This window comes from Pseudomonas sp. 15A4 (genome assembly GCF_016925575.1).
Classification (GTDB): Bacteria; Pseudomonadota; Gammaproteobacteria; order Pseudomonadales; family Pseudomonadaceae; genus Aquipseudomonas.
The window spans coordinates 2,568,114-2,586,970 of record NZ_CP068986.1 but is presented as its reverse complement, the minus strand read 5'-3'; the positions used below and the strand labels follow the sequence as shown (position 1 = coordinate 2,586,970).

Sequence of the window (18,857 nt, the reverse complement as noted above, 5' to 3'; positions counted from 1 at the left end):
AGTGTCGCGGCAGGAATTTTTTGCCTTGCATGACGTTGTGACACTGCAAATCGCCGATTCGAAGACTTCACGCGACAGACGGCAGGGACGTCAGCCAGCAACCGCGGAGGTCAACGCCGCGCATTCATGGGCCTGCCGGCGTCTGGCAAACAGATAGAACAGCCCGCCGCCCAGGAAACATCCTGTAAACCATGCGAAGTTGGCCATTGGCTGCAATGCCGGGACGAAGGTGATTGCGATGCCTGCCACTGTCGCCAGGATAAGCGCCTTGACCGCCGTGTAGTTCACTCCGCCGGTGTACCAGTAGCGCCCGGTCGGCCCATCGTTGAACAGCGCATCGACATCGATCTGCTGCTTCTTGATCACGTAATAGTCCACCAGCAAGATGCCGAACAACGGCCCGATGAACGCCGCCAGCACGTCCAGGGTGTAATGGATGACGGCGGGGTTGTTAAACAGGTTCCAGGGTGTAATGAAGACCGACGCCACCGCTGCGATCATCCCGCCTGCACGCCAGCTGATCTTGCTGGGCGCGACGTTGGCGAAGTCGAACGCCGGCGACACGAAGTTGGCGACGATATTGATGCCGATTGTCGCGGTCACAAAGGCAAACGCGCCGAGCAGCACTGCGACATCGTTATCGATGCGCGCCACGGTGGCGATCGGGTCATGGAGCATCTCACCGAACACCGGCAGCGTTCCCGAAACAATGACGACGGTGACCAGCGAAAACGCCAGAAAGTTGATAGGCAGCCCCCAGAAATTGCCGCGACGCACTTCGGACATGCTTCGGCAGTAGCGGCTGAAATCGCCGAAGTTGAGCGTAGGGCCAGAGAAGTACGACACCACCAGCGCCGTGGCCATGATCACTTGGGAAAACGCTTCCCAGCCCGTCAGGGATTTCTCGGACAGGGTGAAGCTGATGTTGGCCCAGCCCGCCTTCCAGACAATCCACCCCGCCAGGATGAACATCACGGCATAGACCACGGGTCCGGCCCAATCAATGAAGCGCCGGATCGAGTCCATGCCGGTCCAGAACACCGCTGCCTGTACCACCCAAAGTGCCAGGAAGCCCATCCAGCCGAGGTAGGACAAGCCGGCAAAGTGCGGCTCTGCATAGAACGACATGTGTGGGAAGAAGCGCAGCACCACGATGATCAGCGCGCTCGAGGCCAGATACGTCTGCACCCCGTACCACGCCACCGCGATAAGGCCGCGAATCACCGCCGGAATATTCGCACCGAACACGCCGAACGCGAGACGGCAGATCACCGGGTACGGCACCGCCGCCTGCTGACTGGGCCTGGCCAGCAGGTTGGCGATCACCTGAATGATGCAAATGCCCACCAGCAGCGCGATCAGCACCTGCCAGCTCGCCAGCCCGAGGGCAAAGAGGCTGGCCGCGAAGACGTAGCCGCCCACGCTGTGCACATCGCTCATCCAGAACGCGAAAATGTTGTACCAGGTCCACTTCTGCGGCACGGGGCCCAGATCCTCGTTGTACAGGCGGGGGCTGTAGCCTTTGGGCAATGGCTCGGTCATCGCATATCTCCCTCTAAGGACGAACCGGCTCCCGACATCACACGTGCGCACACTGCGTACGGGAGCGCGTGTGGGTTGTATACGAAATGAGAGGCAGAATGCGTGCCATTGCCTGCTTGGCGGTCTGGCAAGGCGCCAAGATAGCGGGTTACCGGCAATCGGGCACGTCGCCAGGTGCGATCTTGAACAGCAGGGATTGCGCGCCGAGCGCCTGCTGGCAGTGCACCGTGATCAATGTCGGTGCATTTTTGCCAGGCAGTAAACAGGCACAAGAACGAAATAAAATCTGTATACGATCAGCACGGACTTTGTTCTAACTTATAAGCCTGCGTGAGCGCGCAGCGTCATGAAAAACAGTTCCGGGTCACTCCGGCAACTGCACCAATCCCTCCGGGTCGGTCATCGCCCGCTCCAGCAGATCCGCCGGCAGACTCTTGCTCGCCCGCGCGCCCAGCAGCTTGAGCTGTTCACTGCGGCTGACCAGATTGCCCCGCCCTTCGACGAGCTTGTTGCGCGCTGCGCCGTAGGCCTTGTCGAGCTGCTGAAGACGGTTGCCGACCTCGTCCAGGTCTTGGATAAACAGCACGAACTTGTCGTAGAGCCACCCTGCCCGCTCAGCGATCTCACGGGCATTCTGACTCTGTCGCTCTTGCTTCCACAGACTGTCGATGACCCGCAGCGTTGCCAGCAGTGTGGTTGGGCTGACGATCACGATGTTGCGATCAAAGGCCTCCTGGAACATGTTCGGCTCGGCCTGTAACGCCGCCGAAAACGCCGCCTCGATCGGCACGAACAGCAAAACGAAATCGAGGCTGTGCAGCCCTTCAAGGCGTTTGTAGTCTTTGCCGGACAAGCCTTTGACGTGATTTCGCAGAGACAGCACGTGCTGTTTCAACGCCGCCTGGGAAATCACCTCATCGTCAGCCGACACGTACTGCTGATAGGCGGTCAGGCTGACCTTCGCGTCGACAACGACCTGCTTATCGCCCGGCAGCATGATCAACACGTCAGGCTGGAAGCGCTCGCCGTCGGGGCCCTTCAGGCTGACTTGGGTCTGGTACTCGCGGCCCTTTTCAAGGCCGGCATGTTCGAGCACGCGCTCCAGAATCAATTCGCCCCAGTTGCCTTGGGTCTTCTGGCCCTTCAACGCACGGGTAAGGTTGTTCGCTTCGTCGCTCAGGCGCAGGTTGAGCTGCTGCAAGCGCTCCAGTTCCTTGCTCAGAGAGAAGCGTTCGCGGGCTTCGTTCTGGTAACTGTCTTCAACGCGCTTTTCGAACGACTGGATGCGTTCCTTGAGCGGGTTGAGCAACTGCCCCAATTGCTGCTGACTGGTTTCGGCGAAGCGCTGTTCGCGCTCATCGAAGATCTTGCCGGCCAGCTCTGCAAACTGCGCACGCAGCTCATCGCGGGAGCCCTGCAGGTCGGTCAGGCGCTGCTGGTGACTGTCCTGCTGTTCGCGCAGCTCGGCACCAAGGGACGCGCACTGGGCGTCAAGGCGGCGCAACTCAGCCTCCCTGGCGGTCCGTTCGCGGCTCCAGTCTTCCTGAGCCTCGCGCGCGCCTTCATGCTGTTGACGCAGCAACTCCACTTCCCGGCGCAGGGCCGCCAGGTCCGCCTGCTTGACCGCATTGGCCTGGGCCAGGTCGCTGATCTCATCGCGGCTGGCGTCAAGCTGGGCGTTGAGCCCGTCCTGCGCCATCTGCGCATTACTCAAGCGCTCGTCCAGCAACGCGGCGTCCGCTTCACGTTGCGCCAGACGCCGCTGCAACTGCCACGCCAGCCCCAACAAAGGCAATGCCGCCACCGCCAAACCCAGCAACAGGCTGGTTAACTCAAACACCATAAAATCCAGACTCCTCCATTCATGCAGTCAGCATTATGCGCAGAAGCGAGCTCGACGTACGATTCGGGTAAAACCGCGCCAGGGGAAGAGAAAAAAGCAAGCGGATGCTTCAAGAGCGGCGTGATAGAGCCAGTGCTTGGGACAATCCACAGAACCTGTGGATAACTCAGTGGACAACACCCCTTAAGCTCTCGGAAACGCACGTAGAATGGGGCCTGCGTTCAAACTGACGATTTTTTCACCAGCGCAAAAAAACGATGGTTTTCATTGACTTAATAATTCGTTGCATTAAATCAAGCGGTTAGCGGACGACGTGACAGTGACATGACAGATACCTATCGCAATGTGCACAAGTTGATTTTGTCTCTGCACAAGCCGGTTTCAGCAGCCATGGCATCCGCTCAAAATTCGCGGGAATAAGGCACAGGGCCACCCTTTCCGCTCGATATCCTGTAGTCTCTTCTGCCCCGCGTTGTGCCGTTCAACTGAAGCATTGCAAATCAGTGCTTGCGCTGCGCCAGTAACTCTATTAGCATCGCCGCCGTTAGTACCAAGCTGAAAGTCAATTCTGATCGAACAAATCCCCCAATCCCGGTTCGCCAATGAGCGAACGGATTGAAAAAAGGGATCGATCACCTCGATGGTTTCCAGACATGAACTCACATGACCTGCCGTCGAAACGGAGGGGTGTGCAAAACATTCATGCTCTCCTCAACCAGCCTGCAAATTGATCAGGATCTTCACCTCGAGCATCGAACCTTAGCTCGCGTTGTGTTGCCTGCCCTCCTAAGTACCTACCAGTCAGCCCCGCGCCACATTTTAAATGCGCTCAACTGGCTGCTTTTGTTCCAGACAGGTTCTGCGCCCTGCCCTTGACTCGCATTGGAGCATGGGTCCGCGTTTACTGGAACGTTTTAATTTTGCACGCCTCTTATTGCGTGTCGATTCAGGAAACACCCATAACATGACTACTCATATCCAGACCCAAAACGCTATTCGTACACTGACCAACGCTTTCGCCCCAATGGACTGCCTGATCATGGCAGCACGCAAAGGCTGCTTCAGCTTCACCATCGTCAACGAGCACGGCATCGCCCGCCATAGCGAGCGTTTGTACCCGAACCAGTACTCCAGCGATGCTCCGCTGCAGGCGGTGATCGACCGTACTCGTCAGGCCCTGGTTGCCTGATACCGTTGCCTGATACCGTCCGTCGGTAAATACCGCTGCATCGACAAGGCCTCACCCGATAACGGTGGGGCTTTTTTGTATCTGTTTTACTTACAGAAACAGCGACAGATGCGGTAATGAATGCCAGTCACCATTTTGACACTGCATGGGAACTGACCGTAAAACAGACCTTTACATCGTGAATATCACACTACACTTCAAGTCAGCGGCTCAGGTCGCTGCCGGTGGGCCCACTCCATCAATGCTGCCAAGCGCCATGGCCCGCCGACTCATCAACTCCTCGAGGGTGTTATGGGAATCGCCGCCAGTGAACTGTGTCGCTACGTCATTCGCCCGACGCTCATCTACCTTGGCCGGCACAATCGGGCCGCCGAAGCCCTGTTATTGGGCATTGCCGCCAGCCAGTCAGCGCTAGGCGCCGAGCTGGATAACCCGCCCGGCCACGGGCTTTACAGCATCGCCGACACTCAACACCGCCAGCTTTGGGACGAATACCTGGCCCGGGATCCGGACCTTGCCAGCCTTGTGCGAGGCCTGGCCAGCCAGCACGCGTTCCTCACAGGTCCCGATCTCGAACTGACCGTCAACCTGCGTTACTCGACCGCCATCGCCTGGTTGATGGTCGAAGCAAGCCATATTTCGCTGCCGGATGCGGATGACTCTCTGGCCATGGCACACATGTGGCGCGAGATATTTCAGCCCGATGGGCAGTTGCAGGATTTCACCTCGGCCTGGCAAACGTGGGTCAGCCCCTTGTTCCAGCCCTCACCAGCCATTTCGTGACCGACCGGTATTAAACGAAAAAGCCGCGAACTTTCAGGATTGTCCTACAAGAACCGCTCTAAATCGGCTGATCCAGGCTATGGCGCGTGGGAAGAAATATTGGTAATTTCCGCGCGGTGATCAACAAGGAGTTCTAACAATGAAAAAAACAATGATCAAATCCAGCCTCAGTCTCGCCATCACTCTTGCCTCCACTCAGATTTTTGCATCCGGCTTTGCCCTGAACGAACAAAGTATCAGCGGCATGGGGACCGGTTTTGCGGGCCGTACCTCGTCCGTCGATGACGCCAGCATCGTGTACGGCAACCCGGCCGGCATGTCGCGTCTCAAACGCGCGCAGGCGACCGTGGGGGTCGCCGCAATCGATGCCTCGACTGATATCACCGACACCAGCGGCCGCAGCACCGGTTCGAACAAAGGCGACATGGTCCCTTTCATCGCCGTGCCGATGGGCTTCTACGTGAACCCGGTCGACGAGCACTGGGCATTCGGCTTTGGTGTCTACGCGCCATTCGGCCTGGTCACCGATTACGAAGACAACTTCCAGGGCCGCAACTTCGGCAGCAAGAGCATCGTCAAGGTCGTGACCTTTCAGCCGACCGTCAGCTACGCATTCAATGACAAGGTGTCGATCGGTTTCGGTCCGACCATCAACCGTATTTCCGGTGCGCTGGAATCGGCACTCAATGTCAGCCCGTTGCTGGGCGCCCGTACCGGCGACGGCCGCGTGCAGGTCAAGGGCGATGACGTTGGCTACGGTTTCAACGCCGGTATCCTGGTGCAAGCCACCGACACCACCAGCGTCGGCCTGACCTACCACTCCAAAGTGACTTACAAGCTCGAAGGCCACACCGAAGTGACCCCGGGTGCAGGTGTGCCTTCAGCCATCCTGCCGGGCGGTCGCTACGACGCCAAGCTGAACATCGATACACCGGAAACCGTCGACTTCTCCGTCACTCAGAAAATGAATGACGACTGGAAGCTGTACGCCGGTGCAACGTGGACCCGCTGGAGCCGCCTGGAAGACATCACCGTCAAAAACTCCGGTATCTCGCCGGTGTCTCGCCGCGACGCGACCCAGTCTCTGGTCGGTACCATCCGTGAAGAGCAGAACTGGCACGACACCTGGGCCTACGCCGTGGGTACGTCGTATCAGTTGAACAAGCAGTGGGTGCTGCGTACCGGCCTGTCGTTCGACCAGTCGCCGACCAACAACGAAAACCGCTCGCCGCGCATCCCGACAGGCGATCGCACGATCTTCAGCCTGGGCGCCGGTTACAGCCCGACCGACGACATCACCATCGATGTGGCTTACTCCTACCTCCAGGAAGAGAAGGTCAAGGTCGCCGACGCGAACGCGCTGGGTCAGAGCTACAACGCCAAGTACGACAACAGCGCCAACGGTTTCGGCGTGGGCATGACCTACCGCTTCTGATGCAGTTGGCGGGACAGGCAGATCACCTGTTCGCCAGACAGAAAACCCCGCAGCCAGCAATGGCTGCGGGGTTTTTCGTTGTGGTCGGTCTGTTTTGTGTCGGGCCGCTTTATGGCTTGGAAGCGATGGCCTTCTCGATGGCTGAAATCAGCTCGGGATCGTCCGGCGCGGTTTTGCTGGAGAAGCTGGCAACCACATTGCCCTTGCGGTCGACCACGTACTTATAGAAGTTCCAGCGCGGTGGACTGCTTTGCTCGGCGAGGACCTTGAACAGGTTGATGGCATCGGCGCCACGCACCGGCTGCGGCTCGGTCATGGTGAACGTGACGCCATAGTTCACGTAGCAAACCTTGGCGGTCTCGGCAGCGTCCCTGGACTCCTGCAGAAAATCGTCCGAAGGCACGCCAAGCACTTCAAGCCCCTCACCCTTGAAGCGCTGATTGAGCGCTTCAAGCCCTTTGAACTGCGGCGCGAAGCCACAGAAGCTCGCGGTATTGACCACCAGCATCGGCTTGCCGGCGAACTGTTTGCACAGGTCGATATCCTGTTTCGCCCGCAGCTTGGGCAGCTCGCCTTGCAACAATGGCGGGCAATCGGCGGCGGACGCAGCGCCACTGAGGGCAAGCAACAGCAGAGGCGCGAAAATCCAGCGTAAGGCCATGGCGACGTCCATTCATGAGCGGGCAGGAAAAGTGGGGCTGCCGCTACGCTACTCCGCCGCGCGATGAATGCCTAGCGCGCCAGGGAAACGGGGCCATCAGCTGGCTTTGTCGGTGGCTGTGAACGCTCGCTGCATCGCCTGGGGCGGCTCACCGAAGTTGCGCAGAAACGCCTGGCGCATTCTTTCGCGATCGCCGAAACCGGTCTCCCGAGCAACCACTTCAATGGGATGTCGACTGGTTTCCATCATCGCCCGCGCCACTTCCACCCGCAGGCATTCGATGGCTTTCGCCGGGGTCTGCCCGGTTTCCTCGCGGAACACCCGACTGAACTGGCGGGGGCTCAACCGGGCAATGGCCGCCAGTGCATCGATGGAGAGATCGCTTTTGAGGTTCTCGCGGGCATAGGCCAGCGCCAGCTGCACGCGATCGGACTTGGGGTCCAGTTCCAGCAGCGTCGACAGCTGGGAATGCTCGCTGCCGCGCCGTTGATAGATCACCAGCTTGCGAGCGACCTGCCGGGCGATGTCGGCGCCGAGGTCGTTTTCGACCATCGCCAGTGCGAGATCAAGGCCGGCGCTCATGCCCGCACCGGTCCAAATCTCGCCGTCCACGGTAAACAGTTTGTCGTCCTCGACCCGAACGTTGGGGTAGCGCTTGCGAAACTCGGGGGCGTGAATCCAGTGCATGGTGGCGCGCTTGCCGTCGAGCAGACCGGCCTCCGCCAGCACAAACCCGCCTGTGCACAGCGACGCCACCCGCCGCGATTGAGCCGAAGCGGCGCGCACGAACTCAAGCAGGCTGGGGGTGGGCAATTGCAGGTCCATGTAGCCGCTGACGATGATCGTGTCGTAACCCTCGGGCTGCAATGGCGTGGTGTGGACCGAAAAGCCTTCGGACGACATCACCGCCCCGCCGCTCTCCGACACCAGATGAAAGGAGTACGCCGACTCGCCCTGCATCAGGTTCGCGCAGGCCAGCACGGACCCGACCGACAGGCTGAGGGACTGAAAATGCGGGTACACCACCAGCGCAACGTTATGCATGACACCTCTCCGGCTGATCTGCCGACTCATCAATTTGGGAGCTAGCTTGCTCCCGAAGGCTCACTTTCAGTCACCAGAGAAGTGGCTAACAGTTCCGGCCCCTTCTTGAGCAAGGTGGAGCGCCACCCTGGTCAGTCCCACAGGTTCAGTGGCTTGCCGTAGATATCGAACTCAGACTGCAGATCCTGTGGGAGCGAGCTTGCTCGCGAAGACGTCGGTACATCCAATAAATTTTCAGCGGCTGGAATGGCGTCTTCGCGAGCAACCTCGCTCCGACATGGACGGTGTTTGCCGCGCGCCGATGCAGGATGTTAAACGACAAATCAATCGCCCATCAGCGCCAATGTCACCAGCACCAACGTTTCGAGCAGTTCGAGCATCGCGCCGGCGGTGTCGCCGGTGCTGCCGCCCAAACGTTGCATCATCACCCGGCGCAGCCAGAAGAACCCACCCGCTGCCACCACCAGCACCCACGCCGCCGGACCGCCACCGATGAGCACGCAGACCACCGCCACCGCCGCCAGCACCCGCATCCCGCTCTTGCGCGGCAGATGATCGGCCAGCGCCTGGCCCAGCCCGCCGGCGCGCACATAGGGCGTGTTCAGAAACAGCGCCAGCATCGCCGCGCGGCCGATCACCGGCGCCAGCAGCAGACCAACACCATGGTGGGTTTCAATCAACGCCACCACCGCGCTGTACTTCAACAGCAACACCACCACCAGGGTGACCACGGCAATCGGCCCGCTCCGGGGGTCTTTCATGATCGTCAGCGTGCGTTCGCGGTCGCCGAATCCACCGAGCCAGGCATCCGCACTATCAGCGAGGCCGTCCAGGTGCAGCCCTCCGCTGAGCATCACCCAGGCCGCCAGCAGCAAGGCGGCATGCAACAGTGTCGGCGCGCCGTCGAGCAGATGATCCATCGCCATCAACAGTACGCCGAACAGCAATCCCACCGCAGGGTAATAGAGCAGCGAACGCCCCGACTCCTGGGGCGTCGGCATGCCGGGCAGACGAATCGGCAGGCTGCTGAGGAACTGCAAGGCGATCCAGAACGGCAGCATTTAGACCTCCTTCAGCTCGCCGTCGGCCTGCACATCGAGAACGAACAGACCGCCGTGGGCCACGGTGACCTGCAGCAATTGCTCGCGAGGCAGACCGCGAGCGCGGGCCAACAGCAGACGCATTACCCCGCCGTGACTGATCAGCAGCACGCGCTGACCGTCATATACCCGCTGCAACCCCTCGACGGCGGCCAACACGCGGGTAGCAAACGCCTGGACCGGCTCGCCGTTGGGTGGCGTGAACCCGTACGGATCCTCCCAAAAGCGCCCCAGCCCGGCAGCATCGGTTTCCATCAATTGCGCGGGGCTCTGCCCTTCCCAGTCACCGAAGTGCAATTCCTGAAGATCGGGCGCCAGTTCGACGGGCAAGCCCAGTCGCTCGGCCAGTTCGTCCGCGAAACGGGCGCAGCGTTGCAGGGGCGAGCTGACGATGCGGTCCCAGGGGCCACGATCAGCCACCGCCGCACGCATCTGCTGCCAGCCGGTGTCGGTCAGCGCGTCATCGATACTGCCGCGCAGGCCGCCGCCGAATTCGGTTTCGCCGTGACGCAACAGGTCCAGATGCAAGGTCATGCCGGGCGGTCTGCCACGGCGGCTTCGGCGAAGGTCGCCATGCCGTTGTGCAACTCGCAGGCCAGACGCAACAACGGCACTGCCAGCGCTGCGCCACTGCCTTCGCCCAGACGCAATCCAAGGTCCAGCAACGGCTCGGCCTGCAGCGCGTCCAGCACCAGACGATGGCCTGGCTCGGCTCCACGGTGGCCGAAGAACAACCATTCCCGGCACGACGGATTGATGCGCACTGCTACCAGCGCCGCCACGGAACAGATAAAGCCATCGACCAACGCAACAATGCCCTCCTGGGCACAGGCCAGGTAGGCGCCGACCAGCGCCGCGACTTCAAAGCCACCGAGGGCACGCAGACTGTCCAGCGCATCATCGACAGCATCGGCATGCAGCCGCAGGGCCCGCTCGATCACTTGCGCTTTGTGGTTCACCCCCTCGGCATCCAGACCGGTGCCGGGGCCGACCAACGAGGTGGCCGGGCAGTCGAGCAAGGCGCAGGCCAGCGCAGTGGCGACGGTGGTGTTGCCGATGCCCATTTCGCCGCCGATGAACAGCTCGGCGCCCGACGCCTTGGCGCGCAACACGCTGTCGCGACCGCCTTCAAGGGCAGCATGCAGCTGCGCCTCAGTCATCGCCGGGCCGTGGGCGAAGTTCGCGGTGCCCGGACCGAGGTTGAGGTGACGCACGCCCGGCAGATCCAGCGGCGCAACGGTGCCCAGATCGGCCACGTCCAGTTGCGCGGACAATTGCCGGGCCAGCACGCTGATTGCCGCGCCGCCCATGATGAAGTTGTGCAGCATCTGCCCGGTCACTTCCTGGGGGTACGCCGAAACCCCTTCAGCGACCACGCCGTGATCGCCGGCAAAAATCGCGATCCAGACCTCATCGACCTTCGGCTTCAGGAGACCCTGCAGGCCAGCCAGCTGAACCGCAACGTCTTCCAGCCGGCCCAGTGAGCCGGTCGGCTTGGTCAATTGCTGCTGCCGGGCCAGCGCGTGGTCGCGGCTGGCTTGATCGACGTCACGGGCAGGCGCGAGCCACCAGGCGTTACTCATAGTGCGGGTCCTTTCAGGATCATGGGCAGTCCGGCGACGGTAAACACCACGCGATGGCAGCGTTCGGCCAGCGCCTGATGCAGCCAGCCGGCTTCATCGACATAACGACGGGTCAGCTCACCGAGTGGCACGACGCCGAGCCCGGTTTCGTTGCTGACAAAAATGATGTCGCCCGGCAGTTTAGCCAGGCCGTCGAGCAAGGCTTCGCGCTCTTCAGCCAGGCGCTGCGGATCGTCCAGCATCAACAGATTGGTCAGCCACAGGGTCAGGCAATCCACCAACAGGCAGCGGCCCTCCCCGGCGTTTTCCCGGAGCACGCGGGCCAGCTCGATGGGTTCTTCGATCAACCCCCATTGCGCCGGACGACGCTGGCGGTGCAAGGCGACGCGCTGATTCATTTCGCCATCAAGCGGCTGACTGGTGGCGATATAGATGACATCGAAGCCGCTTTCGCTGGCCTGCTTTTCCGCCAGCCGACTTTTACCGGAGCGCGCCCCGCCGAGGATCAATTGCAGCATCAAGGTTGCTCCAGGCCGCAGAGTTCACGCAGCAGTGTGCCGTCCAGGTGGGTTTCCACCAGATCGGCCAGGCGTTCGATGTCGCGTTCGCGCAGGGCGTGGTAATCCACCAACTGCACGTTCTGCAGCCCGGCCCAACGCAGCAAGGCGCTGCTCGACGCCGGGTTCTCGAACAGCCCGTGCAGGTACGTGCCGAGGACCTGGTCATCAGGGCTGCGCGCGCCATCGCAGCGACCGTCGGCCAACTGGACCAATGGACGTTCCAGCGCCGCGCCAGTGGTCACGCCCGCATGAATCTCATAGCCGCTGACGTCGGCGTCTTCGAGGGTGAGGCGACCGCTCACATTGCGCAGCTGTTTCTCTTCTTCCAGCACCGTGCTCAGGGCCAACAACCCCAACCCCGGACTGGAACCGGCGGCGCCTTCGAGCCCCAGTGGGTCATGCAGCTGCTCGCCGAGCATTTGCAGGCCACCGCAGATGCCCAGCACTTTGCCGCCGTAACGCAGGTGGCGGCCGATGGCGGTGTCCCAGCCATTGGCGCGCAGATAGGCAAGATCGCTGCGCACGCTTTTCGAGCCGGGCAGGATAATCAGATCGGCGCCGGGAATCGCCTGCCCCGGCCCGACGAATTGCAGATTCACTTGGGGATGCAGGCGCAGCGGGTCGAAATCGGTGTGGTTACTGATGCGCGGCAGGACCGGGACGATGACGTTAAGCACCTGCTCGTCCTTGTCGGTCTGGCGCTGGTCAAGGCCGTCTTCAGCCTCGAGATGCAGGTCCATCACGTAGGGCAGCACCCCGACAACCGGTTTGCCAGTGCGCTGTTCAAGCCAGTCGAGGCCCGGCTGCAACAGGGCGATGTCACCGCGAAAACGATTGATGATGAAGCCTTTGACCCGCGCCTGTTCACTGGGCGAAAGCAATTCCAGCGTGCCGACCAGATGGGCAAATACCCCGCCGCGATTGATGTCCGCCACCAGCAGCACCGGGCAATCCACCGCTTCGGCAAAGCCCATGTTGGCGATATCGCCGGCGCGCAGGTTGATCTCCGCTGGCGACCCGGCGCCTTCGACCACGACCACCGGCCAGCCTTCACTGAGACGGCGGTGGGAGGCCAGCACCGCTTGCATCGCGATGGCTTTGTAATCGTGGTAGGCGACGGCGTTCATGGTGGTCACGGCGCGCCCGTGAATGATCACTTGGGCGCCCGTATCACTGTTGGGTTTGAGCAGCACCGGGTTCATGTCGGTGTGGGGCTCGAGGCCACAGGCCTGGGCTTGGACCGCCTGGGCGCGACCGATCTCCCCGCCGTCGGCAGTCACTGCGCTGTTCAGCGCCATGTTCTGCGGCTTGAACGGCACGGTGCGCACGCCCTGACGGGTCAGCCAGCGGCACAGCGCCGTCACCAGCGTGCTTTTGCCGGCGTCGGAGGTGGTGCCCTGCACCATCAGGGTTTTGCCGAGGGTCATAAGCGCTCCCGGGAAAATTCGCTGAGCGTCTGTTCCAGACGATGCCAGTCGGCTTCCTCGCGGGGCAGGCCGAAGCGCAGGCTGCTGTTGTGAGTAAAGATCCGCAGAAGGACGCCCCGCTGCGCACAGAATTCGTAAAGTTCTTCCGCCAGCGGTGTGATCAGCCACTGGAACAGCGCGCAGCCGCCCTTGGGCGCGAAGCCGTGGCGATTAAGCACGTCGACCAGACGCTGGCTGGCTTGCTCGGTGCGCTGGCGCTGGCGTTGATGGCCGGCCACGTCGTTGAGACAGGCCTGACCGATGATCCGCGTGGGTCCGCTGACCGACCAGGGGCCGATCTGCCGCGCCATGACTTTCAGAAACCGCGGCTCCGCCAGCACAAAGCCCAGGCGCACACCCGCCAGCCCGAAAAACTTGCCGAACGAGCGCAACACGATCAGGCCCGCGCGCTGGGTGTACGCCGCCAGGCTCAACTCCGGCGTGTTGTCCATGAACGCTTCGTCCACCACCAGCCAGGCGCCGCGCTGGGCCAGACGGGCGTGCCATTCCAGCAGGCGTTCGGGCGGCAGGCTCAGGCCGGTGGGATTGTTCGGGTTGACCACGACGAGCACATCTAGGGTGTCGATGAACCGCTCCACCTCGTGCTCCAGTACCTCGCGCACCAGAAAGCCGGTGTTGCGCCAGGCCTCGGCGTGCTCGGCGTAGCACGGCGACAGCACGCCGACCTTGCCCGCCTGACGCAGACGCGGCAGCGCCTGGATCGCCGCTTGCGAGCCGGCCACGGGCAGCACGTCCGTGGCGCCGTAGTAGCGGCGGGCGGCGGCTTCCAGACCGTCATCGGTTTCCGGCAGGCGCGCCCAAGCCGCTTCAGGAATCGCCGGGATCGGCCACGACCACGGCGAAATCCCGCTGGACAGGTCGAGCCAGTTCGCTTCTTCAATGCCATATTTCAGGACTGCGCCACGCAATCGGCCGCCATGTTCAAGCATAGAATTCTGTCCCCAGACACAAGATCAGCAACCACAGCCAGACGCCGCGCTGCACCAGTTGCCAACCGCGATCAATGGAATTCGCGTCCGCCGGGACGCCTTCGCCCAGGGTCGCGCGCTCATGCAACTCGCCGTGATAAATCGCCGGCCCCCCAGTTCGACGCCCAACGCACCGGCGCCAGCGGCCATCACCGGGCCTGCGTTGGGGCTGTCCCACCTCGGTGCCTGGGTGCGCCAGCAGCGCAGGGCCAATCGGGTGTTGCCCAGCAGCGCGTAGGTCAACGCCACCAGGCGGGCCGGAATGTAGTTGAGCAGGTCGTCGATTTTCGCCGCCGCCCAGCCGAAGCGTTCGAAGCGCTCGTTGCGATAGCCCCACATGGCGTCGAGGGTGTTGCTCAGGCGGTAGAGCACCACGCCCGGCGCGCCCAGCACGACGAACCAGAAGATTGCCGCGAACACCGCGTCGCTGCCGTTTTCCAGCACCGATTCCGTGGCCGCGCGGGCCACTTCGGTGCTGTCCAGTTCGGACGTCTGGCGACTGACCAGATAGCCGACCCGTCGGCGTGCTTCGTCCAGATCATCGCTGCGCAGCGCCTGAGCGACCGGCTCGACGTGCTCACCCAGACTGCGCAAACCCAACGCGCAATAAAGCGCCAGGACTTCCACCAGCCAGCCAATCAACGGCAGCCAACTGAGCAGCGTGGCGATCAGGGTCAGGGGAATCACGGCGATGAACCATGCGGTCACGCCATGGCTGCGCCAGCCTCGGCCGGCGGCATTCAGGCGCTGTTCGATGCGCTCGGCAAAACGGCCGAACGCCACCAGCGGGTGGTTCCGTTTTGGCTCGCCGAGCAACGCGTCCAGCGCGACCCCGGCAACGCTCAATAACGCCACGCTCATGCAATCACTCCCCATGTGTTCTCGTAGACCAGTTCCTGCAGCGCGCGCGGCTGCGCCCAGCCCTCCAGCACCAGCATCGGCGCCGGGTAGAATTCCTTGACCGGGCCCAGGCACAGAATCGCCAGGGGTTTTGAACCGGTTGGCATCTTCAGCAGATCGGCCAGGGCCAGGGGGTCGAACAGCGAGACCCAGCCCATCCCGAGGCCTTCGGCACGCGCCGCCAGCCAGAGGTTCTGGATCGCGCACGACAACGACGCCATGTCCATTTCCGGCAAGGTGCGACGGCCGAAGATGTGCTTGTCGCGGTCGTCCATCAGCGCGGCGACCAATACCTCGGCGCAGTCGCTGATGCCCTCGACCTTGAGCTTCATGAAATCGTCAGAGCGCTCGCCGAGGGCTTCGGCAGTGCGAATACGCTCCTCCTCCACCTGCGCCTGAATCTGCGTGCGCAACGCCGGATCGGTGATGCGCAGGAAACGCCACGGCTGCATCAATCCGACGCTTGGCGCGTGGTGCGCGGCTTCGAGCAGGCGGGCCAGCAACTCGGGCGCGACCGTGCCGCCGCAGAAGTGGCGCATGTCGCGACGCTCGGCGATGGCACGGTAAACGGCGGCGCGTTCGGAGTCGGTGAAGGTGTGCTCAGTCATGGAGTCGCCTGTCCCGCGCATGAAACACAGCAATCGCCTGCGATGCGCCCCATGTAGGAGTGAGCTTGCTCGCGAAAGCGTTGGGTCAGACAGGCAATTACGTCAGACAGACAGCCTTCGCGAGCAAGCTCGCTCCCACAGAATGCGGCGATTGCATTGGCCAGGCTCATGGCAAAAACAGCGCCGCCATCGCCTGGGGATTCGAGGGGAAGTAGAAGTGCACGTACGACGCGGTCATGCGCCCTTCGCGGTACACCGCTTCGGCGCCGCGCCCGCCATTGGGGCTGAGGCCGCGGGCGATGGGGGTCAGTTCGGTGCTGGTCAGGGAATGGTGATAGGTGTGACCACGCAGGGTGCCTTCCGGCAGTTCGACCGATTGCAGGGCCAGGGCTGCCAGACGCTTTTGCATCACGGCTTCACCCTTGAGCAAGCCCACGCCTTCGGCGCGCTGGCCGTCGACATCGGTCAGGGCATCGAGCAGGTACAACATGCCGCCGCATTCGGCGAGCAAGGGTTTGCCGGCGGCGTGGTGCGCGCGAATTGCGGCGAGCATGCTGTGGTTTTCCGCCAGCGCCGTGTGATGCAGTTCCGGGTAACCGCCCGGCAGATACAGGCTGTCGGCGTCAGGCAGTTCGCGGTCGCGGATCGGCGAGAAGAACGACAGTTCGGCGCCCATCTCCCGCAACAGGTCGAGGCTGGCGCCGTAGAAAAACGCAAACGCCTCGTCGTGGGCGATGGCGATTTTCACGCCGGCCAGCAGCGGTTCAGCCGGAACGAACTCGGGCGCGGTGAAGGTCACGACCGGCGGCAACGTGGCGTCGCAGGTGCTGGCCAGCGCGGTGGCCGCAGCGTCAAGGCGCATGTCCAGGTCATTCAATTCGCTGGCCTGCACCAGGCCGAGGTGCCGGCTGGGCAGCTCAATGCCGGTTTCACGGGACAACGCGCCGTACCAGCGCAGGCCTTCGGTCAGGCTGCCTTCGAGCAACTGCGCATGGCGCACCGTGCCGACGCGATTGGCCAGCACGCCGGCAAATGGCAGGTCCGGCTGATAGCGCGCCAATCCCAACGCCAGTGCGCCGAAGGTCTGGGCCATGGCCGTGCCGTCAATCACCCCCAGCACCGGCACGCCGAAACGCCGGGCCAGGTCTGCGCTGGACGGCGTACCGTCGAACAAGCCCATGACGCCTTCGATGAGGATCAGGTCGGCGTCGGCGGCGGCTTCCCACAACAGGCGCCGGCTTTCGGCCTCGCCGATCATCCACATGTCCAGTTGGTACACCGGATGGCCGCTGGCGCGTTCGAGAATCATCGGGTCGAGAAAGTCCGGCCCGCATTTGAACACGCGCACCTTGCGCCCCTGATTGCGATGCAGACGGGCCAGTGCGGCGGTGACGGTGGTTTTGCCCTGACCGGACGCGGGAGCGGCGATCAATACTGCCGGGCAGTGCCGGGGTTGGCGCTCACTCACAGTTCGATGCCTTTCTGCGCCTTGATCCCGGACTGAAAGGCATGCTTGACCACGCCGATTTCCGACACGGTGTCTGAAAGGTCTATCAACTCCTGCTTCGCCCCGCGACCGGTGACGATCACATGCTGCATCGGTGGCCGTGCCTGCAGATCGCTCAGCACCTGCTCCAGGTCCAGATAACCGTGCTTGAGGGCGATGTTCAGCTCATCGAGCACGACCATACCGATGGAGGCGTCCTTGAGCATCTCCCGGGTCACGGCCCAGGCGGCTTCGGCGGCGGCGATGTCACGCTGGCGGTCCTGGGTTTCCCAGGTGAAGCCCTCGCCCATCACGTGGTAACGCACTTGTTCGGGGAAGCGGCGGAAGAACAGCTCTTCGCCGGTGCTGTGGCGGCCTTTGATGAACTGCACGACGCCGCACTGCATGCCGTGGCCCATGGCGCGGGCGAGCATGCCGAACGCCGAACTGCTCTTGCCTTTGCCGTTGCCGGTCAGCACCAACAGCAATCCGCATTCATTCGGCGCGCTGGAAATGCGCTCGTCCATCACCGCCTTTTTGCGCAGCATGCGCGCCAGGTGGCGTTCGTCACGTTCGGGGGATTCGCTCATCTCAGCTCTCCGCTTGAGGGCAGGTGTGGCAGACGGAGGGCACGGGCAAAGACTGTCAGCAGGCACCGGACATAGCCCGGCCTGCAGCAGAGCATCGCCCTCCGTGATGCTGTTCGATGGATCAGGCCGGTCTCCGGACTCATGAGTTGCCACAAGCGTGGCAGGCCAGGCGCCTTCCCATGTTCAGCGAACACAGTGGCATCGTGCGTGGCCCAGACTCATTTACCGTTGCGGAGGCAGCGCCGGAATTGATCGCACAAGCAATCGCACCGGCTTCCCTGTTTCACCCTGTGGAACAACGAAGTCCCGGGCACCTGAAACATGGCGCGAAGGTTAGAGGGTTGACTGGGGAGCGTCAATCGAACCGTGGGCAGAGCGGCCCACGGGTTTACGGGATTTCACCCTGAAATGCACAGGTGTTCATGCAGCAACAGCCCATGAACACATTGCCTCAGAAGCGACTATTGCCTGGCGAGATTCGATGGCTGGATAACGCGCTTGGCATTCAGCCAGGCTTTTTGCCAATAGGGCTTGTCGAGGCTGTCGAGTTTAACCGTGCCGCCGGTGGCTGGTGCGTGAACGAATCGCCCTTCCCCGACGTAGATGCCGGCGTGGCTGACGTGGGAGCCGCCGCCAGTGGCGAAGAACACCAGATCACCGGTCTGCAACTGGCTGCGGTCGATGTCGGGGCCACGCAGGGTGATCATCTCCCGCGTCGATCGCGGCAACGTGATGCCCGCCGCATCGTGGTAGACGTAGCCGATCAGGCCACTGCAATCAAAACCCGAATCAGGCGTGTTGCCGCCCCAACGATAGGGCGTTCCAACCAGGCCGATCGCGCGCAACAGGACATCATCGGCAAGCGGTGAAGAAAACTGGGGAGGAGCGGAAACCACAGGCCGGTAGACGACCTTGCGCGGAGCGGGCGGTGGCGTGCTGGAACACGCGGCCAGCAGCACAGCCAGAGAGGCAACCATCAGGCGAACCGTTAACGACATAAACACGACAACCTGTGCGGGGTGCAGCTTACTTTGCCGAGAGCCGGGGTTGCGCGCAAGAGGGTCGAACCCTTTGCGCG

17 protein-coding genes, 1 pseudogene and 1 riboswitch are annotated in these 18,857 nt (G+C 62.4%); of the genes and pseudogenes, 3 read left to right on the top strand and 15 right to left on the bottom strand.

What is annotated here, in order from left to right; translation table 11 throughout:
- Positions 1 to 90: 90 nt before the first annotated feature.
- Positions 91 to 1,542 (bottom strand): NCS1 family nucleobase:cation symporter-1, encoded by a 1,452-nt coding sequence (locus JN403_RS11645; RefSeq protein ID WP_205487052.1) that lies wholly within the window; start codon positions 1,540 to 1,542, stop codon positions 91 to 93.
- Between the two features lie 364 nt (positions 1,543 to 1,906).
- On the bottom strand, positions 1,907 to 3,271 hold the full coding sequence (rmuC, locus tag JN403_RS11640; protein ID WP_205487292.1) for a DNA recombination protein RmuC: 1,365 nt from the start codon (positions 3,269 to 3,271) through the stop codon (positions 1,907 to 1,909).
- A 1,078-nt stretch (positions 3,272 to 4,349) separates the two neighbouring features.
- Between rmuC and JN403_RS11635 the strand changes: the two genes are divergently transcribed.
- The 3 genes from JN403_RS11635 to JN403_RS11625 all read left to right on the top strand — a co-directional run bounded on the left by JN403_RS11635 (position 4,350) and on the right by JN403_RS11625 (position 6,792).
- Positions 4,350 to 4,574 carry a hypothetical protein gene (locus JN403_RS11635; RefSeq protein ID WP_172609282.1) on the top strand — a complete coding sequence of 75 codons (225 nt, stop codon included), beginning with the start codon at positions 4,350 to 4,352 and terminating at the stop codon, positions 4,572 to 4,574.
- Positions 4,575 to 4,865: 291 nt separating this feature from the next.
- Positions 4,866 to 5,357 carry a hypothetical protein gene (locus tag JN403_RS11630; RefSeq protein WP_122622202.1) on the top strand — a complete coding sequence of 164 codons (492 nt, stop codon included), beginning with the start codon at positions 4,866 to 4,868 and terminating at the stop codon, positions 5,355 to 5,357.
- A 139-nt stretch (positions 5,358 to 5,496) separates the two neighbouring features.
- Positions 5,497 to 6,792 carry an outer membrane protein transport protein gene (locus JN403_RS11625; protein WP_205487051.1) on the top strand — a complete coding sequence of 432 codons (1,296 nt, stop codon included), beginning with the start codon at positions 5,497 to 5,499 and terminating at the stop codon, positions 6,790 to 6,792.
- Positions 6,793 to 6,901: 109 nt separating this feature from the next.
- Here JN403_RS11625 and JN403_RS11620 read toward each other — a convergent pair whose 3' ends face one another.
- From JN403_RS11620 to JN403_RS11560, 13 genes and pseudogenes are all read right to left on the bottom strand, one after another.
- On the bottom strand, positions 6,902 to 7,453 hold the full coding sequence (locus tag JN403_RS11620; protein ID WP_205487050.1) for a glutathione peroxidase: 552 nt from the start codon (positions 7,451 to 7,453) through the stop codon (positions 6,902 to 6,904).
- 96 nt (positions 7,454 to 7,549) lie between these two features.
- On the bottom strand, positions 7,550 to 8,497 hold the full coding sequence (locus JN403_RS11615) for a GlxA family transcriptional regulator (protein WP_205487049.1): 948 nt from the start codon (positions 8,495 to 8,497) through the stop codon (positions 7,550 to 7,552).
- A gap of 323 nt (positions 8,498 to 8,820) precedes the next feature.
- Positions 8,821 to 9,558 (bottom strand): adenosylcobinamide-GDP ribazoletransferase, encoded by a 738-nt coding sequence (locus JN403_RS11610; protein ID WP_205487048.1) that lies wholly within the window; start codon positions 9,556 to 9,558, stop codon positions 8,821 to 8,823.
- The gene (gene cobC, locus JN403_RS11605; protein ID WP_205487047.1) at positions 9,559 to 10,131 is read right to left on the bottom strand and encodes an alpha-ribazole phosphatase family protein; all 573 of its coding nucleotides are present in this window, start codon (positions 10,129 to 10,131) and stop codon (positions 9,559 to 9,561) included. It lies immediately after the preceding gene.
- Positions 10,128 to 11,180, bottom strand: coding sequence for a nicotinate-nucleotide--dimethylbenzimidazole phosphoribosyltransferase (gene cobT / locus JN403_RS11600; RefSeq protein ID WP_205487046.1), 1,053 nt, complete (start codon positions 11,178 to 11,180; stop codon positions 10,128 to 10,130). Before cobT ends, cobC begins: the two co-directional genes overlap by 4 nt.
- Positions 11,177 to 11,698 (bottom strand): bifunctional adenosylcobinamide kinase/adenosylcobinamide-phosphate guanylyltransferase, encoded by a 522-nt coding sequence (cobU, locus tag JN403_RS11595; RefSeq protein ID WP_205487045.1) that lies wholly within the window; start codon positions 11,696 to 11,698, stop codon positions 11,177 to 11,179. Before cobU ends, cobT begins: the two co-directional genes overlap by 4 nt.
- Positions 11,698 to 13,167 carry a cobyric acid synthase gene (locus JN403_RS11590; RefSeq protein WP_205487044.1) on the bottom strand — a complete coding sequence of 490 codons (1,470 nt, stop codon included), beginning with the start codon at positions 13,165 to 13,167 and terminating at the stop codon, positions 11,698 to 11,700. Before JN403_RS11590 ends, cobU begins: the two co-directional genes overlap by 1 nt.
- On the bottom strand, positions 13,164 to 14,156 hold the full coding sequence (gene cobD, locus JN403_RS11585; protein WP_122622211.1) for a threonine-phosphate decarboxylase CobD: 993 nt from the start codon (positions 14,154 to 14,156) through the stop codon (positions 13,164 to 13,166). The genes JN403_RS11590 and cobD overlap by 4 nt, the downstream gene beginning before the upstream one ends.
- Positions 14,149 to 15,056, bottom strand: a pseudogene (cbiB, locus tag JN403_RS11580) (adenosylcobinamide-phosphate synthase CbiB). The gene cobD and the pseudogene cbiB overlap by 8 nt, the downstream one beginning before the upstream one ends.
- On the bottom strand, positions 15,053 to 15,703 hold the full coding sequence (gene bluB / locus JN403_RS11575; protein WP_205487043.1) for a 5,6-dimethylbenzimidazole synthase: 651 nt from the start codon (positions 15,701 to 15,703) through the stop codon (positions 15,053 to 15,055). Before bluB ends, cbiB begins: the two are co-directional and overlap by 4 nt.
- A gap of 166 nt (positions 15,704 to 15,869) precedes the next feature.
- Entirely contained in the window at positions 15,870 to 17,171 is a 1,302-nt protein-coding gene (locus JN403_RS11570; protein WP_205487042.1) for a cobyrinate a,c-diamide synthase, read from the bottom strand.
- Positions 17,168 to 17,779: a cob(I)yrinic acid a,c-diamide adenosyltransferase gene (gene cobO / locus JN403_RS11565; protein ID WP_205487041.1), complete on the bottom strand. Its 612-nt coding sequence runs from the start codon at positions 17,777 to 17,779 to the stop codon at positions 17,168 to 17,170. Before cobO ends, JN403_RS11570 begins: the two co-directional genes overlap by 4 nt.
- 106 nt (positions 17,780 to 17,885) lie before the next feature.
- Positions 17,886 to 18,112, bottom strand: a riboswitch (cobalamin riboswitch).
- A gap of 128 nt (positions 18,113 to 18,240) precedes the next feature.
- On the bottom strand, positions 18,241 to 18,777 hold the full coding sequence (locus JN403_RS11560; protein ID WP_122535694.1) for a C40 family peptidase: 537 nt from the start codon (positions 18,775 to 18,777) through the stop codon (positions 18,241 to 18,243).
- Positions 18,778 to 18,857: the final 80 nt, after the last annotated feature.

What these genes read in the sequence shown, in the direction of transcription:
- JN403_RS11630 (WP_122622202.1), top strand. Translation starts at nt 4,866, where the DNA reads ATGGGAATCGCCGCCAGTGAACTGTGTCGCTACGTCATTCGCCCGACG.
- JN403_RS11625 (WP_205487051.1), top strand. Translation starts at nt 5,497, where the DNA reads ATGAAAAAAACAATGATCAAATCCAGCCTCAGTCTCGCCATCACTCTT.
- cobD (WP_122622211.1), bottom strand. Translation starts at nt 14,156, where the DNA reads ATGCTTGAACATGGCGGCCGATTGCGTGGCGCAGTCCTGAAATATGGC.
- JN403_RS11645 (WP_205487052.1), bottom strand. Translation starts at nt 1,542, where the DNA reads ATGACCGAGCCATTGCCCAAAGGCTACAGCCCCCGCCTGTACAACGAG.
- cobC (WP_205487047.1), bottom strand. Translation starts at nt 10,131, where the DNA reads ATGACCTTGCATCTGGACCTGTTGCGTCACGGCGAAACCGAATTCGGC.
- JN403_RS11615 (WP_205487049.1), bottom strand. Translation starts at nt 8,497, where the DNA reads ATGCATAACGTTGCGCTGGTGGTGTACCCGCATTTTCAGTCCCTCAGC.
- bluB (WP_205487043.1), bottom strand. Translation starts at nt 15,703, where the DNA reads ATGACTGAGCACACCTTCACCGACTCCGAACGCGCCGCCGTTTACCGT.
- JN403_RS11590 (WP_205487044.1), bottom strand. Translation starts at nt 13,167, where the DNA reads ATGACCCTCGGCAAAACCCTGATGGTGCAGGGCACCACCTCCGACGCC.
- JN403_RS11610 (WP_205487048.1), bottom strand. Translation starts at nt 9,558, where the DNA reads ATGCTGCCGTTCTGGATCGCCTTGCAGTTCCTCAGCAGCCTGCCGATT.
- cobU (WP_205487045.1), bottom strand. Translation starts at nt 11,698, where the DNA reads ATGCTGCAATTGATCCTCGGCGGGGCGCGCTCCGGTAAAAGTCGGCTG.
- JN403_RS11635 (WP_172609282.1), top strand. Translation starts at nt 4,350, where the DNA reads ATGACTACTCATATCCAGACCCAAAACGCTATTCGTACACTGACCAAC.
- JN403_RS11560 (WP_122535694.1), bottom strand. Translation starts at nt 18,777, where the DNA reads ATGTCGTTAACGGTTCGCCTGATGGTTGCCTCTCTGGCTGTGCTGCTG.
- cobT (WP_205487046.1), bottom strand. Translation starts at nt 11,180, where the DNA reads ATGAGTAACGCCTGGTGGCTCGCGCCTGCCCGTGACGTCGATCAAGCC.
- JN403_RS11620 (WP_205487050.1), bottom strand. Translation starts at nt 7,453, where the DNA reads ATGGCCTTACGCTGGATTTTCGCGCCTCTGCTGTTGCTTGCCCTCAGT.
- cobO (WP_205487041.1), bottom strand. Translation starts at nt 17,779, where the DNA reads ATGAGCGAATCCCCCGAACGTGACGAACGCCACCTGGCGCGCATGCTG.